Genomic DNA, 14,807 nt, shown 5'->3' with positions numbered 1-14,807 from the left:
CCTTACAGACGGCCGATGTTGGCGGCTTCCAGCTGCTGGAAGTAGCGAACGGTCTTGACCTTGAGCTCCATGGTGGAGGGCTCGTCGCACACCATCATTCCTTTCGGATGCAGTTGCAGGGTGGAGATGGTCCACATGTGGTTGACGCTGCCTTCCACGGCGGCTTGCAGGGCCTGGGCCTTGCCGTGGCCGGTCACCAGGATCATGATCTCTTCGGCATCCATCAGGGTACCGACACCCACGGTCAGTGCCAGCTTGGGCACCTGCTCCATGTCGCCGCCAAAGAAGCGGGAGTTGGCGATGCGGGTATCTTCGGTCAGGGTCTTGATCCGGGTGCGGGAAGCAAGGGAAGAGGCCGGTTCGTTGAACGCGATGTGGCCATCATTGCCCACGCCGCCCATGAACAGCTGGATCTTGCCATAGGACTTGATTTTGTCTTCGTAACGCTTGCATTCGGCCAGCAGATCCTCGGCGTTGCCGTTGAGGATATTGATATTTTCCGGGCGAATGTCGATGTGACAGAAGAAGTTGTTGTGCATGAAGCTGTGGTAGCTCTCCGGGTGGGCTTCCGGCAGGCCGACGTACTCGTCCATGTTGAAGGTAACCACGTTCTGGAAGCTCACTTCACCGGCTTTGTGCAACTCGATCAGGCGCTTGTAGGTATTGAGCGGGGTGCCACCGGTTGGCAGGCCCAGCACGAAAGGGCGATCGCTAGTCGGCTTGAACGCGTTGATGCGGTCAACGATGTAACGGGCAGACCACAGGCCTACTTGGCTGGCAGATTTCAACGGGATCAAGCGCATGAAGGATACCTCTGTTTCGGGTTGCGACCGGTTTGACGGCGGCAATGGGCTAAGACGGATTCAAGTTGTTTTATAGCGTAAATAAAGATTGCGAACTAAGCCACATCTATCCACTGCCTTTATCTCGTTTGGGTGATAACGATCACGATTATCGGTTTATTAATTTGCGCAGCGAAATAAAAGCCCTAGACTGCCAATCAAGCCTTGATGGCTTATGCGTCAAACGTGATAAGCACTTAATTTCTAGAAAAACATTAACTAAGGAGAGGAACCGTGAACATTCTCGGTTATTTGCAAAAGATCGGCCGTGCCCTGATGGTGCCGGTAGCGGTATTGCCTGCCGCAGCGATCCTGATGGGGGTTGGCTACTGGATTGACCCGAATGGTTGGGGTGGTGACAGCGCGCTGGCTGCCTTCCTGATTAAAGCGGGTTCGTCACTGATTGATAACATGTCCACCTTGTTTGCGGTGGGTGTTGCTTACGGTATGTCCAAGGATAAAGACGGTTCTGCTGCGCTGGCAGGTCTGGTCGGCTTCCTGGTCGTTACCACCCTGCTGAGCCCGGCGACTGTCTCTATGATCAAAGGGATACCACTTGATCAGGTGCCAGCTGCTTTCGGCAAAATTAACAACCAGTTCGTGGGTATCCTGTGTGGTGTTATCGCCGCTGAGCTGTACAACCGCTTCAGCAGCGTAGAGCTGCACAAGGCACTCTCCTTCTTCTCCGGTCGCCGTCTGGTACCGATCGTAACCTCCGTCGTGATGATCGTCGTCTCCTTCATCCTGATGGCAGTATGGCCGGTCATTTACGGTGGTCTGGTCTCCTTCGGTGAATCCATCGTGAGCCTGGGCTCCACTGGCGCCGGTATCTACGCCTTCTTCAACCGTCTGCTGATCCCGATTGGTCTGCACCACGCCCTGAACTCCGTGTTCTGGTTCAACGTGGCCGGTATCAACGACATCCCGAACTTCCTGGGTGGTCAGGCTACCATCGATGCCGCACTGGCTGCTGGCAAGAGCCTGGATCAGGTGAAAGGCGTGGTCGGTATGTACCAGGCTGGCTTCTTCCCCATCATGATGTTCGGTCTGCCAGGTGCAGCGCTGGCCATCTACCACTCCGCCAAGAAAGAAAACAAAGAGAAAGTTGCTTCCATCATGATCGCAGCTGCCTTTGCCTCCTTCTTCACCGGGGTAACCGAGCCGCTTGAATTCTCCTTCATGTTCGTGGCACCGGTACTGTATGTCATCCACGCTGTGCTGACCGGTATCTCTGTGTTCATCGCTTCCTCCATGCACTGGATGGCAGGTTTCGGCTTCAGTGCCGGCTTGGTGGATATGGTGCTCTCCAGCCGTAACCCGCTGGCGACCAACTGGTACATGCTGATTGCTCAGGGTCTGGTGTTCTTCGGCCTCTACTACTCAGTGTTCCGTGTAGTGATTGCCAAGCTGAACCTGAAAACCCCGGGTCGTGAAGATGACGAAGACACAGCTCCGGCAGTGGCTCAATCTACCAACCGTACCGAGCTGGCCAAGCAATACCTGGACGTGCTGGGTGGTCAAGAGAACCTGGTCTCCATCGATGCCTGCATCACCCGTCTGCGTCTGACTCTGAAAGATCGCAGCATCGTCGATGAGCGCAAGCTGAAAGCTCTGGGCGCGGCCGGTGTGGTCAAACTCGGTGAGCAGAACCTGCAGGTGATTCTGGGCCCATTGGCCGAAATCATCGCCGGTGAGATGAAAGCCCTGCGTTAATCGAGCGACTCGCTCACCTCAAGTCTAAGTCCATTGTTGACATAATTAAGGGCCCCGCTCAGGGGCCCAATATAAAAAAGCCAAGAAAATCCAACCTTTACTTCAAACGAGAGCAGCAGTTATGAACTTGAAACATTCTCTGTTAGCCATTGCCATGTCTACCGTTTTTGCAGGCCCCGCACTGGCAGCTGATGCCGCCAAGCAAGCCGTGGTTGACTCCCTCGCCAGCAACCTGGTGGTCAAGTATGAAGTGGTCACCAACGACGGTGCCGGTGCCGGCCTCGATTGCCAAGCGCTCGGTTCCGAGTGGGCAAGCTGTGGCGTTGCCAAGCTGCATCTGACCAACACCGGTGCCGATGTGGATTCCAAAGACTGGAGCATCTACATCTCCTCCATCCGTCGTATCCAGCGGGTGGATAATGACCAGTTCACCATTACCCCCATGACTGGCGACCTATATCGTTTGACGCCAACCGATAAGTTCCAGGGTTTTGCCAAGGATGCCACGGTCGAAGTGCCGCTGGTGGTGGAGTACTGGGTATTGTTCGAATCTGACATCATGCCGAACTGGTATGTCGCCAGCGAAGGTGCCGAGCCGAAAGTATTGGCCAGCATGAGCAATATCAATGATGCCAGCACCTACCAGAAGCCGATGCCGGCCGATGGCTGGAAGCGCACCAAGGATGACAAGAACATCCTGATGAACAGCGAAACCCGTTTCGCCGCCAACCAGACCAGCGCGCTGCTGCCCGCTGGCAAGATTGACAACCAGATCCTGCCGACCCCGCTCAAGCAAGTGGTCAAGGCTGGTCCGCAGGTTGACTTCTCTACCATCAAACTCAATGCCCTGGACTTGCCAAGCGATCGCGCCGAGGTTCTGAAGGCTGAACTGACCAAGCTGGGTGTTACCCTCTCCGACACCGGCTATCCAGTCACCATCAAACTTGGTAGCAAGCTCAAGCAGGCCGAAGGGTATGACATGACCATCGGCAAAAAAGGCACTGTGATCCAGGGTCATGATATCGAAGGGGCTTATTGGGGCGCACAATCCCTGATCTCCCTGCTGGGTGTCGATGACAAGCTGGTGAGCCAGATGACCGTCGAGGATGCGCCGCGCTTTGAATACCGTGGCATGCAGACCGATGTGGCCCGTCACTTCCGCAGCCTGGAGACCATGAAGAAGCTGGTTGATCAGATGTCTGCCACCAAGCTCAACGTGCTGCACCTGGGGTTGACCAACGATGAAGGCTGGCGTCTGGAGATCCCGGGTCTGCCGGAGCTGACTCAAGTCGGTAGCCAGCGTTGCCACGACGAGTCCGAAACCAAGTGCCTGATGCCGCAGCTGGGTTCCGGCCCGACCAGCGACAACCAGGGTTCCGGTTTCTACAGCAAGTCTGACTACGTGGATCTGGTTCGTTATGCCAAGGCGCGCGGTGTGACCGTGGTGCCCGAGATCAACATGCCGGCCCATGCTCGTGCTGCCGTGGTCTCCATGGAAGCGCGCTACAAGCGTCTGATGGCGGAAGGCAAAGAAGCCGAAGCCAACCAGTTCCGTCTGACTGACCCTGCTGACACCTCCAACGTTACCTCGGTGCAGTTCTACGACAAGATGTCCTTCATCAACCCTTGCCAGCCGGGTGCTGCGACCTTCGTGGCCAAGGTGATGGATGAAGTGGCCCAGATGCACCAGGCCGCCGGTCAGCCGTTGACCGCATGGCATTACGGTGGTGACGAGGCGAAGAACATCATGCAGGGCGGTGGTTATCAGGACCCGGCCGTCACCAAGAAAGAGGAGCTGGTCGGCTGGAAGGGCAATATCGACTCCAGCAAGCAGGACAAGCCGTTTGGCAAGTCCCCGATGTGCCAGAAGATGATCGACGATGGCAAGATCAAGGAAGTGGGCGAACTGCCGGTCTTCTTTGCCAAAGAAGTGAGCCAGATGGTCAAAGACCGCGGCCTGTCAACCCTGCAGGCGTGGGAAGATGGTCTGAAGTACGCGGCCAATTCCAAAGATTTTGCGACTGAAAATACCCGTGTCAACTTCTGGGAAACCCTCTATTGGGGTGGCTTCAACGAAGCGATGAAGTGGGCGCACAAGGGTTACGAAGTGGTGCTGTCCAACCCGGATTACCTCTACTTCGACTTCCCGAACGAAGTGCACCCGGCTGAGCGTGGTTACTACTGGGCAACCCGTTTTAACGACACTCGCAAGGTGTTCGCCTTCGCCCCGGAAAACCTGCCGCAGAACGCCGAGACCTCGGTTGACCGCGACGGCAACGCCTTCGTGGCCAAGGGTGACCAGGATCCGGTCAAGTTCAAGGGGATCTCCGGTCAGCAGTGGAGTGAAACCGTGCGTACCGATGCTCAGTATGAGTACATGGTCTACCCGCGTATCTTCTCCGTGGCCGAGCGTGCCTGGCACAAAGGTGGCTTCGAGCTGAACTATGTGAAGGGTCGCGAGTTCTCTGGCGAGACCAAGCATGTCAACAAGGCTACCCTCAACAAAGAGTGGAACCAGTTTGCCAACCTGCTGGGTCAGCGCGTGCTGCCGAAGCTGGATCAAAGCGGTGTTGAATACCGCCTCTCCGTACCGGGTGCCAAAGTGGTGAACGGTGTGCTGGAAGCGAACGTGGATCTGCCGGGTCTGCCTATCCAGTACAGCATGGATGGCTCCACCTGGACTGCCTACGATGCTGCGGCCAAGCCGAGCGTAAATGGCAAGGTCTGGCTACGTACCACCAGCTTCGATGGCAAGCGCACCAGCCGCGTCACCGAACTGAACTGATAGCCGTCAACCGTTAACATGAGGTGGGTCGCAAGACCCGCCTTTCCCAAGGGCGATGGATGACGTATCGGGTTTGGGAAAGGTTGACTGTGCGTGTGAGCCTTTGTTGTGTGTGTGTATTGTCTGTTTGTTTTTCATCACTTTCTGCCCCGCCTTGTGCGGGGCTTTTTTATGATGCCTGCTTAAAATTGGGCAAACCGCGGTTTTTTTAGCGGTTCAATGGCTGGGAACGGCCAAATTCAGGTTGAGGCAGGGCGCGTAATGAGGGATCATACCCGGCTTGACGGCGGGGGTATGAGGGTGCCAACCGGCACGACTTCCGCCAGTGACGCATTTTTGAGGTGAGCCATGACTCAGGCGAACAGCCCAACGAACTTTATTCGTCAGATCATTGATGAAGATCTGGCCAGTGGTAAGCACAGCAGCGTGCATACCCGTTTCCCGCCCGAGCCGAACGGTTATCTCCATATCGGCCATGCCAAGTCCATCTGCCTGAACTTCGGCATCGCCCGTGACTATCAGGGCCAATGCAACCTGCGTTTCGATGACACCAATCCGGTGAAAGAAGATATCGAATACGTTGAGTCCATCAAACAGGACGTGCAGTGGCTTGGCTTCGAGTGGAGCGGCGAGATCTGCTACTCCTCCGACTATTTCGACAAGCTGCACGGTTATGCCATCGAGCTGATCGAAAAAGGTCTGGCCTATGTGGATGAGCTGACCGCCGAGCAGATGCGCGAGTATCGCGGCACCCTGACTGCGCCGGGCAAAAATAGCCCGTTCCGCGATCGCAGCGTGGCCGAGAACCTGGCGCTGTTTGCCAAGATGAAGAACGGTGAGTGTGCCGAAGGCACCGCTTGCCTGCGTGCCAAGATCGACATGGCGTCCCCTTTCATGGTGATGCGTGATCCGGTTATCTACCGTATCAAGTTTGCTCACCACCACCAGACCGGTGACAAGTGGTGCATCTACCCGATGTATGACTTCACCCACTGCATTTCGGACGCGCTGGAAGGGATCACCCACTCCATCTGTACCCTGGAGTTCCAGGACAACCGCCGTTTGTACGACTGGGTGCTGGACAACATCACCATCGACTGCCACCCCCGTCAGTACGAGTTCTCTCGTCTGAACCTCGAATACACCGTCATGTCCAAGCGCAAGCTGAACCTGCTGGTGACCGAGCAGCACGTTAATGGTTGGGATGACCCGCGCATGCTGACCGTCTCCGGTCTGCGCCGCCGTGGCTACACCCCGGCCTCCATCCGCGAGTTCTGCAAGCGCATCGGTGTGACCAAGCAGGACAACATCGTCGAGATGAGCATGCTGGAAGCCTGCATTCGCGAAGATCTCAACGAGCATGCTCCGCGCGCCATGGCCGTGCTGCATCCGGTGAAAGTAGTCATCGAGAATCTGGCTACCGACGAAGTGCTGACTGCCTCGGCCCACCCGAGCAATGCCGAGATGGGGACCCGCGAGCTGAACTTTACCCGCGAAATCTTCATCGACGAAGCGGACTTCAAAGAAGAAGCCAACAAGCAGTTCAAGCGTCTGGTGCTGGGTAAGGAAGTGCGTCTGCGCAATGCCTATGTGATCAAAGCCGAGCGCATCGAGAAAGATGCCGATGGCAAGGTCACCTGCATCTACTGCTCCTACGATCCCGAGACCCTGGGCAAGGATCCGGCGGATGGCCGCAAGGTGAAAGGGGTGATCCACTGGGTCAGCGCCACTCACTCCCTGCCAGCCGAAGTGCGTCTCTATGACCGCTTGTTCAAGGTGCCGAACCCGGGTGCCGAGGATGACTTCGAAGCCGCTCTGAACCCGGATTCGCTGGTGATCATCGAGGGTGCCCGTGTCGAGGCCTCCTTGCACAGTGCCAAGCCGGAGTTTGCCTATCAGTTCGAGCGTGAAGGCTACTTCTGCGCTGACAACAAGCTCTCCAGCCCGCAGCATCTGGTGTTTAACCGCACCGTTGCCCTGCGCGATGTTTGGGGTAAGGCCGAAGGCTAAGTGGCCACAAGGGCAGGGGAGACCCTGCTCTTCTCTGCTGCCAATCGGAAATAAAAAAGCCAGCTGATGCTGGCTTTTTTATTTCCGTCTATTGTCCGTTATCGAGTGTGATAGCCCGATTTAATGGTCGTGCTTGCAATCACCTGCCGCGCAATGACCGTAGAGGTAGAGGCTGTGGTTGGTGAGACGGATATTGAATCTCTTGGCGATTTCACGCTGACGCTGCTCGATCACCTCGTCGGAAAACTCGATCACCTTGCCACAGTCGAGGCAAACCAGATGGTCGTGGTGCTCCTGAGTCGCCAGTTCGAATACCGACTTGCCACCTTCGAAGTGGTGACGGGTCACGATACCGGCATCATCAAACTGGTTCAGAACGCGATAGACGGTGGCGAGACCAATCTCTTCACCCAGGTCGATCAGTCGTTTATAGAGATCTTCGGCGCTGGTGTGCTGGCAGTCCGGCTGTTGCAGGATTTCCAGGATTTTGACCCGGGGCAAGGTGATCTTGAGCCCGGCCTTTTTTAACGCTTGGTTGTTGTCTGCCATATTCTACTTATTCGCATTCTCGAAGGTGAGGTTATTCTGATGGACTGCCACTGGAATGGCAACCTTGAACTCGCTTGGCTTGTCATTATAGGTCGCACCATCCCTAAAAATAAACCCAGTAATTCAAAGGCTTTAGCCATGAATGGGGGGATGGATTGAAATAATCTATCGTGTGATCCGACTTGCTGGTATTGGAGATGTTGATAGTATGTAACTTTCACACATCTGGTCGGATGAGAACCATGGATTGGCTTTTTGGCAATGCGGCCTGGGTGCGCCGCGCACTCAATGCCTGGCCCCCCTTCTGGGGTGCCGGTATCAAGATAGAGACCCTGAGCGATGACTTTCGCTACTGCCGGGTGACCCTGAAATCCCGCTGGTGGAACAAGAATGCCAACCGCACCCAGTTTGGCGGCAGCATGTTTGCCATGACGGACCCCATCTATCCGCTGATGCTGATGGGCTACTTCAAGAATCGCTATTACGTTTGGGACAAGGCGGGCAGCATCAACTACATCAAACCGGGCAAGGGCAAGCTGGTGGCCGAGTTCAACCTGACCGAGGGGAAGCTGGCCGAGATAGTGGCGGCGACCGAGGGGGGCAACAAGCACTTCCCCGAGTTCGAGGTGACGGTGCAGGACAAGGGGGGTGAGCTGGTAGCGCAGGTGAAGCGGACGCTGTATGTCAGATCCAAACCTGAGCACAGGGGTGGATAAGCCGCCACATCACAGATACAACAAGGGCCCCATCGGGGCCCTTAAGAGAGGTAAGGGTGAACGGATTACTCCAGCTCTCCCAGGCACATCTCTTCGTGTAACAGCTTGCACCAGCCTTTGACGCGTTCGGCGGTCAGCTCGGGTTGACGATCTTCATCAATACCCAGACCGACAAAGTGCTTGTCATCGACCAGCGCTTTGGAGGCTTCAAACTCGTAACCGGCAGTAGGCCAGTGACCGATGATGATGGCGCCTTTGGCTTCGACGATGTCACGCAGAGTGCCCATCGCGTCGAGGAAATACTCGGAGTAATCTTCCTGATCACCGCAACCAAAGATGGCAACCAGCTTGTTGGTGAAGTCGATTTCACCCATATCAGGGAAGAAGTCGTCCCAGTCGGCCTGAGCTTCACCGTAGTACCATGTCGGGATACCGAACATCAGCAGGTCAAAGCTCTCGATATCGGCCTTGCTACTCTTGGCAATATCTCGGACTTCAATCAGTTGCTTGCCCAGCTCTTTCTGGATCATCTTGGCGACAGCTTCGGTATTACCGGTATCGCTGCCAAAAAACAGACCTACACTTGCCATAGTGTTTAGTTACCCGTATTTGGTGTTAATGCTTAACGCTCAGACTGATGTCTCCACCGCAAAGGCGGATTCAGTCTGTTGTTTCAGAATAGATTGGATCAGCTCGGCTCGGCTGATGTTCTGTTGTAACGCAAGTTGGTTCAGGCGCTCCAGCAACTCGGCCTCCACCTTTAACTCTACCCTTTTGAGCCCATTGTCTCGATCGCGCTTAAGCTGATTGCGCTTGTTGATCTTGAGCTGGGTCTCGCGGGGGAGTGGATTGGTTTTTGGCCTGCCGGGGCGCTTCTCAGTTGCGAACAGATCCAGTGTTGTTCGATCAGTTTGCTGTTTGGCCATACATCACAGATGAAAATAAGTTAGCCGAGTCCTGAGCCTTCCCAGCCCAGTTCGATCAGCCCCTTGGCGACAAAACCCGCACAACCCAGAAACAGTACCAACCAGACGACAAAACGGCCAAAACGGGGCACATTGCCGCGCTTGAGTACGTCATGAATGGCAAGACCAATCAAGATGAAGATGGCCAGAAAAAATAATTTCAGGCCCACACTTTCGATCAGGTCGATATGTTCACTTAGCATGGATTGCGCACACTCCTTATGACCGGCGCACTATATCACAAAGGATTTGAAACTGTTAACCGCCTATCGACAGGAAATCCACAACCAATTTGTTGAACAAGGCCGGTTTTTCCGCATGTAGCCAGTGACCCGCACCCGCGATGATTCGCACCTTTGCCGCCGGGAATTGAGCCAGCGCCGCCTCGCTGTATTGCGGCTGCATATAGTCAGAATCCCCCCCTTTGATAAAGAGCACCGGGCCCTCGAAGCGGTGTTCATCCGCTGGCCACCCCATGATGTTGGCGTAGTTTTGCTCAAGGGCGGGTACGTTGAAGCGCCAGCCCCAGCCATGCTCGCCTTTGGCAAAGGATTTGAGCAGGAACTGGCGCACCCCAGGGATTTCGATGTGCTGCGCCAGCATGGCTTCTGCCTCACTGCGGCTTTGCGGCGGCGTGTTCAGGGTGGCATTCAGCCCGGCAAAGACATTCTGGTGGCGGGAGTGGGGATAGGCGACCGGTGCCATGTCGGCCACCACCAGCTTGGTCACACGTGCAGGCGCCAGCTTGGCGACCTGCATCGCGACTTTGCCCCCCATCGAGTGGCCAATCAGGGTGGCGTCGGCAATCTCCAGCTGATCCATCAGGGTCAGGATATCGGCAGCTTGCGCCGGATAGCTCATCTCGCCGCTATGAAAGGAGGCGCCGTGGTTGCGCAGATCGATGCTGATGACCCGGTACTGCTCGCAGAGGGGGCGGGCCAGCAGACCCAGATTGTCGAGGCTGCCAAACAGGCCATGGATCAGAATAACTGCCGGGCCCTGACCCTGCTCCTTGAAGTTCAATATGCTGTTTTGTTGCAAAATGACACCTTGTCGGTCGTGGGTGCGTATCGCGGTTTTATTTAACGCACTGGAAAGAAAAGGATTTCGTCCAAAGGATGGGAAATTTATGTGGTTTTTTTTCTAAAAAATCCCGTCCAGATCGGCTATCAGTGCGGCTGATCACACACTTGGCCCGCTATTATGCCGTATTCTCGATGAGATTCATGTACATCTGCCAGCCCCTTGCTTGGGCTGTCGGGTTTGCCTATGTATAATCGCCGCATCCGAATTTCGACGAGTCCAGCGCATCCCTATGAAAACCATCGAGCTTGATGACGATCTCTACTTCTATATCGCCAGCCAGACCCGGCACATTGGTGAGAGTGCCTCCGATATCCTGCGTCGCCTGCTGGAACAGCCTGTTCACGCACGTGTGCCCGCTGCCGAGCCAGTGGCTGTCGTACAGCCCAAGGTGGTAACCGCGCAGCAGGGGCTGCAACTCCTGCTCGATTCTGGTGAGCTGCAAAAAGAAGAGAAGTCTATCAACCGCTTTATGCGGGTGCTCAGCACCCTCTATGGGGATGACCCCGCCGGGTTTACCCAGGCGACCGAAATCAAGGGCCGTACTCGGGTCTATTTCTCGCGGGATCCTGAGGCTCTGCGCGCCAGTGGCAGTACCACCAAGCCCAAGCCGGTACCGGAAACCCCATTCTGGGTGATCACCAATACCAACACTCGTCGCAAGCAAAACATGGTGGCTCAGATGATGGTCAGCATGAGCTATGGCGAAGAGGTGATCGCGCAGGTGTGTGGCGCTATTTAACGACTTCTCAAGACTCAGGCCTTGCCCGCCAAGGCCGCCATTACGCAAGGAACACGCTATGGCTCAGCATTCCCACGCCGGTCAACCGGCCCGTTTAAGCGACCTGACCAATATCCCCCGTCTGGTTAGCGCCTACTACCTCAACAAGCCGGACATGAGCCGCCCCGAACAGCGGGTTGCCTTTGGTACCTCCGGCCACCGTGGCAGTGCCTTGCACAACGCCTTTACCGAATCCCACATTCTGGCGGTGACCCAGGCGCTGGTGGAGTATCGCCAGCAGGCCGGTATCACTGGCCCGCTGTTTGTCGGCATGGATACCCACGCCCTGTCCGAATCCGCCTTTGCCAGCGCTGTCGAAGTGCTGGCGGCCAACGGCGTTGAAACTCGCATTCAAGCTGGCCTCGGTTTTACCCCGACTCCGGTCATCTCCCACGCCATTTTGCGCTACAACTCTGGCAAAGAAGGGGCCAGCAAGCCTGCTGCCCGCGCTGACGGTGTGGTGATCACCCCGTCCCATAATCCGCCGGAAGATGGTGGCTTCAAGTACAACCCGCCCCACGGTGGCCCCGCGGAAGGGGAGATCACCAAGTGGGTGGAAGACCGTGCCAACGCCATTCTGGAAGCGGGTCTGGCCGGCGTGAAACGGATGCCGTTCGCCGAAGCCCTCAAGAGCCCGTTCGTGGTGGAGCACGACTATGTCACCCCCTATGTGGATGATCTGAAGAACGTGCTGGATATGGAGGCCATCAAGAACGCGGGCATCAAGATCGGTGTCGATCCGCTGGGTGGCTCCGGCGTCGCCTACTGGGACGTCATCGCCAAGACCTATGGTCTGAACATCGAGGTGGTGAACTACAAGGTCGACCCGACCTTCTCCTTCATGACCCTGGATAAAGACGGCAAGATCCGGATGGACTGCTCCAGCCCGTTCGCCATGGCGAGCTTGATTGCCCTGAAAGACAAGTTCGACATCGCTCTTGGCAACGACCCTGACTACGACCGTCACGGCATCGTCACCAAGTCCGGCCTGATGAACCCGAACCACTATCTGGCGGTGGCGATCCAGTATCTGTTCACCCATCGCACCGGCTGGTCGAAGGAGTCTGCGGTCGGCAAGACGCTGGTCTCTTCTTCGATGATCGATCGAGTGGCTGGCGAGATTGGCCGTACCCTGAAAGAGGTGCCGGTCGGCTTCAAGTGGTTCGTGGATGGTCTCTACAGCGGCGAGTTCGGCTTTGGTGGCGAGGAAAGCGCTGGCGCCTCCTTCCTGCGTAAAGACGGCACCGTCTGGACCACCGACAAGGATGGCTTCATTCTGGCGCTGCTGGCAGCCGAAATTCTGGCGGTGACCGGCAAGGATCCACAGGCTCACTATGACGCGCTGGAAGCCAAATTTGGCCGCTCCAGCTACCGCCGTATCGACGCGCCAGCCAACAGCGCCCAGAAAGCGGTACTCTCCAAGCTGGATCCTGCGTTGGTGGAAGCCTCTACCCTGGCCGGTGAGCCCATCATCGCCAAGCTGACCAAAGCACCGGGTAACGATGCTGCCATCGGCGGCCTCAAGGTGGTGACCGAGAACGGCTGGTTCGCGGCGCGCCCCTCCGGCACCGAGTCCATCTACAAGATCTACATGGAGAGCTTCAAGGGTGAAGCACACCTTGATCTGATCCAGCAAGAAGCCCAGCAGATCGTCTCTGCCGCGCTGGCCAAGGCGGGTGTCTAATTAGCAGCCTTGGCTCCAGAACGAGGCAGGGCTCAATATGTTAGCTATGGGCAGATGCATTATTAGCTGATCTTTGTGAGATAAAAAAAACCGAAACCCATCAATGGGTTTCGGTTTTTTTATTGAGCTATCGTTGGCAACGATCCGGACCTAGTGTTCGCCAATATAGACGTCTTTGTGCTGTTCACGGATCTCTAAAAACTTGTCCAGATTGTTCATCATCAGCTCGACCAGCTGGGGATCGAAGTGTTGCCCTTTCTCTTCTTCTATCAGGGCCAGCACCTTGTCCAGCGGCCAGGCTTTTTTGTAGCAGCGATCCGAGCCCAAGGCATCGAACACATCTGCCAAGGCCACAACCCTTCCCTCCAGCGGTATATCATCCCCTTTCAGACCACGAGGGTAGCCGCCACCATTCCACTTTTCATGGTGGTTGCCTGCGATGGTGGCGCCAATTTGGAACAGCGCCAGATCACTGCCGGAGAGCATATCCTGCCCGAGCTGGGCATGAGTTTTCATTACCTCCCACTCTTCAGGCGTTAATTTACCCGGCTTGTGCAAGATGGCATCAGGAATGCCAACTTTGCCAATATCGTGCAAAGGGGATGCCCGTTTAATCAATTCGCTTTGTTCTTCGCTCATGCCAAGCAGCTGACAAAAGAGCTCGGTATAGAGCGCCACACGTTTGACGTGCAGGCCCGACTCCTTGGATCGGGTTTCAACCAACTCACCGATGCGGTAGATAATTTCCCGCTGGTTATCGGCGATCACCTCGTTAAGGCGGATGTTCTCAAGCGCCACTATGATGTTTTCGGTAAACAGGGTCAGCAGCCCGGTATCCATCTGGCTGAGTTGCCGAGTGGTCTCGATATGGAACAGCAGATGGTGGCGTGGGTTCTGGCAATAGAGCACCATCTGGTTGATGCCATAGATATTGCATTGCATGTGCATGGCTTGACGGAGGATCTCGGGCGCTTCCGTCAGCAGCATGGCTGAATGGCCCGGCAGCAGTGGCTCCAGCAGTTGATCCCTGACCTCATAGGCGTACTGTTTGACGTCGTATATCTGGGTCTCGCCAAGATGAAGCAGGGCGCTAAGCTGTTCTTGTGCCCCCTCGACAAACTGGCGTAGCGCCCGTTTCTCAAATATCCCCTTGGAGGCTTCGATGACTTTTTCCAGCCCCTGACGGTTGCTCTCCAGGGTGCGGATATCACGATAGGAGCGCAGGCTGGCCCGCAGCAGAGTGCGCAGCTTCTGGGAAGTTAGCTCGGTTTTATCCTTGTAATCGTTGATGTCGTAGTTGGTGACCACATCATCTTCCGGCGCCTGGCCTGGCTGGCCAGTACGCAACACGATGCGTACCATCTTGTTTTGCAGCTCTTCACGGACATACTTCACGACATCGAGACCTGCGTGGTCAACTTCCATCACTACATCCAACAGCAGCAATGCCACGTCCGGTGTCACGGCAAGTAACTCTTTGGCCTGGGCCGCAGAATAAGCATGCAGAAAATCGATGGGACGATTGTCAAACTCGAATTTGTTCAAGGTGATTTTGGTGATGCGATGCACTTCGGGCTCATCGTCAACAATCATCACCTTCCAGCCTGCTTGCTGCGTGCTTGGAAGCGCGAGATCATCATCATCAATAATCAGGATTTGGTCATCCATCATACAATCCT

At 55.9% G+C, this 14,807-nt stretch carries 13 protein-coding genes; 6 read left to right on the top strand and 7 right to left on the bottom strand.

From position 1 onward, the window contains the following. Window positions 1-2: 2 nt before the first annotated feature. Window positions 3-803 carry a glucosamine-6-phosphate deaminase gene (gene nagB / locus CF137_RS05795; RefSeq protein WP_101315361.1) on the bottom strand — a complete coding sequence of 267 codons (801 nt, stop codon included), beginning with the start codon at window positions 801-803 and terminating at the stop codon, window positions 3-5. A gap of 273 nt (window positions 804-1,076) precedes the next feature. On the opposite strand from nagB, the gene nagE reads away from it, so the two are divergent. The 3 genes from nagE to glnS all read left to right on the top strand — a co-directional run bounded on the left by nagE (window position 1,077) and on the right by glnS (window position 7,350). Continuing rightward, window positions 1,077-2,555: an N-acetylglucosamine-specific PTS transporter subunit IIBC gene (gene nagE, locus CF137_RS05790; RefSeq protein ID WP_139718335.1), complete on the top strand. Its 1,479-nt coding sequence runs from the start codon at window positions 1,077-1,079 to the stop codon at window positions 2,553-2,555. A gap of 121 nt (window positions 2,556-2,676) precedes the next feature. Continuing rightward, a complete protein-coding gene (locus CF137_RS05785) occupies window positions 2,677-5,340 on the top strand; it encodes a beta-N-acetylhexosaminidase (RefSeq protein ID WP_139718334.1) in 2,664 nt (887 codons plus the stop codon). Window positions 5,341-5,688: 348 nt separating this feature from the next. Continuing rightward, window positions 5,689-7,350, top strand: coding sequence for a glutamine--tRNA ligase (gene glnS, locus CF137_RS05780; RefSeq protein WP_139691483.1), 1,662 nt, complete (start codon window positions 5,689-5,691; stop codon window positions 7,348-7,350). 120 nt (window positions 7,351-7,470) lie between these two features. Here glnS and fur read toward each other — a convergent pair whose 3' ends face one another. After that, window positions 7,471-7,899: a ferric iron uptake transcriptional regulator gene (gene fur, locus CF137_RS05775; RefSeq protein ID WP_042018769.1), complete on the bottom strand. Its 429-nt coding sequence runs from the start codon at window positions 7,897-7,899 to the stop codon at window positions 7,471-7,473. 242 nt (window positions 7,900-8,141) lie between these two features. Here fur and CF137_RS05770 point away from each other — a divergent pair, with 242 nt between their 5' ends. Next, window positions 8,142-8,615, top strand: coding sequence for a DUF4442 domain-containing protein (locus tag CF137_RS05770; RefSeq protein WP_162515864.1), 474 nt, complete (start codon window positions 8,142-8,144; stop codon window positions 8,613-8,615). A gap of 65 nt (window positions 8,616-8,680) precedes the next feature. On the opposite strand, the gene fldA is transcribed toward CF137_RS05770, so the two are convergent. Genes fldA through CF137_RS05750 form a run of 4 tightly spaced genes read right to left on the bottom strand, consistent with a single transcriptional unit; the run spans window position 8,681 to window position 10,621 of the window. After that, a complete protein-coding gene (fldA, locus tag CF137_RS05765) occupies window positions 8,681-9,205 on the bottom strand; it encodes a flavodoxin FldA (RefSeq protein ID WP_042018772.1) in 525 nt (174 codons plus the stop codon). Between the two features lie 39 nt (window positions 9,206-9,244). Then, entirely contained in the window at window positions 9,245-9,541 is a 297-nt protein-coding gene (ybfE, locus tag CF137_RS05760) for a LexA regulated protein (RefSeq protein ID WP_042018773.1), read from the bottom strand. A 20-nt stretch (window positions 9,542-9,561) separates the two neighbouring features. Beyond that, complete coding sequence (locus CF137_RS05755) at window positions 9,562-9,783, bottom strand: DUF2788 domain-containing protein (protein WP_042018776.1); 222 nt, start codon at window positions 9,781-9,783, stop codon at window positions 9,562-9,564. 55 nt (window positions 9,784-9,838) lie between these two features. Then, window positions 9,839-10,621: an alpha/beta fold hydrolase gene (locus tag CF137_RS05750; RefSeq protein ID WP_162515863.1), complete on the bottom strand. Its 783-nt coding sequence runs from the start codon at window positions 10,619-10,621 to the stop codon at window positions 9,839-9,841. A 274-nt stretch (window positions 10,622-10,895) separates the two neighbouring features. On the opposite strand from CF137_RS05750, the gene seqA reads away from it, so the two are divergent. Both seqA and pgm read left to right on the top strand, forming a co-directional pair. Further along, on the top strand, window positions 10,896-11,405 hold the full coding sequence (gene seqA, locus CF137_RS05745) for a replication initiation negative regulator SeqA (RefSeq protein ID WP_162515862.1): 510 nt from the start codon (window positions 10,896-10,898) through the stop codon (window positions 11,403-11,405). A 58-nt stretch (window positions 11,406-11,463) separates the two neighbouring features. Continuing rightward, a complete protein-coding gene (gene pgm, locus CF137_RS05740) occupies window positions 11,464-13,128 on the top strand; it encodes a phosphoglucomutase (alpha-D-glucose-1,6-bisphosphate-dependent) (protein WP_139718332.1) in 1,665 nt (554 codons plus the stop codon). Between the two features lie 150 nt (window positions 13,129-13,278). Here the strand turns inward: pgm and CF137_RS05735 are convergent, their stop codons facing one another. Continuing rightward, on the bottom strand, window positions 13,279-14,796 hold the full coding sequence (locus tag CF137_RS05735) for an HD domain-containing phosphohydrolase (protein ID WP_101315347.1): 1,518 nt from the start codon (window positions 14,794-14,796) through the stop codon (window positions 13,279-13,281). Window positions 14,797-14,807: the final 11 nt, after the last annotated feature.

Origin of the sequence: Aeromonas sobria (assembly GCF_006243315.1) — a bacterium.
Classification (GTDB): Bacteria; Pseudomonadota; Gammaproteobacteria; order Enterobacterales; family Aeromonadaceae; genus Aeromonas; species Aeromonas sobria_A.
Note: the sequence above shows the minus strand (reverse complement) of the source record. Positions and strands in the feature narration are given on the sequence as shown.

Bases quoted from the DNA above. Each gene is read 5' to 3' on its own strand.
- nagB (WP_101315361.1), bottom strand. From the start codon at position 803: ATGCGCTTGATCCCGTTGAAATCTGCCAGCCAAGTAGGCCTGTGGTCT.
- CF137_RS05735 (WP_101315347.1), bottom strand. From the start codon at position 14,796: ATGGATGACCAAATCCTGATTATTGATGATGATGATCTCGCGCTTCCA.
- CF137_RS05785 (WP_139718334.1), top strand. From the start codon at position 2,677: ATGAACTTGAAACATTCTCTGTTAGCCATTGCCATGTCTACCGTTTTT.
- fldA (WP_042018772.1), bottom strand. From the start codon at position 9,205: ATGGCAAGTGTAGGTCTGTTTTTTGGCAGCGATACCGGTAATACCGAA.
- seqA (WP_162515862.1), top strand. From the start codon at position 10,896: ATGAAAACCATCGAGCTTGATGACGATCTCTACTTCTATATCGCCAGC.
- ybfE (WP_042018773.1), bottom strand. From the start codon at position 9,541: ATGGCCAAACAGCAAACTGATCGAACAACACTGGATCTGTTCGCAACT.
- CF137_RS05770 (WP_162515864.1), top strand. From the start codon at position 8,142: ATGGATTGGCTTTTTGGCAATGCGGCCTGGGTGCGCCGCGCACTCAAT.
- glnS (WP_139691483.1), top strand. From the start codon at position 5,689: ATGACTCAGGCGAACAGCCCAACGAACTTTATTCGTCAGATCATTGAT.
- pgm (WP_139718332.1), top strand. From the start codon at position 11,464: ATGGCTCAGCATTCCCACGCCGGTCAACCGGCCCGTTTAAGCGACCTG.
- fur (WP_042018769.1), bottom strand. From the start codon at position 7,899: ATGGCAGACAACAACCAAGCGTTAAAAAAGGCCGGGCTCAAGATCACC.
- CF137_RS05755 (WP_042018776.1), bottom strand. From the start codon at position 9,783: ATGCTAAGTGAACATATCGACCTGATCGAAAGTGTGGGCCTGAAATTA.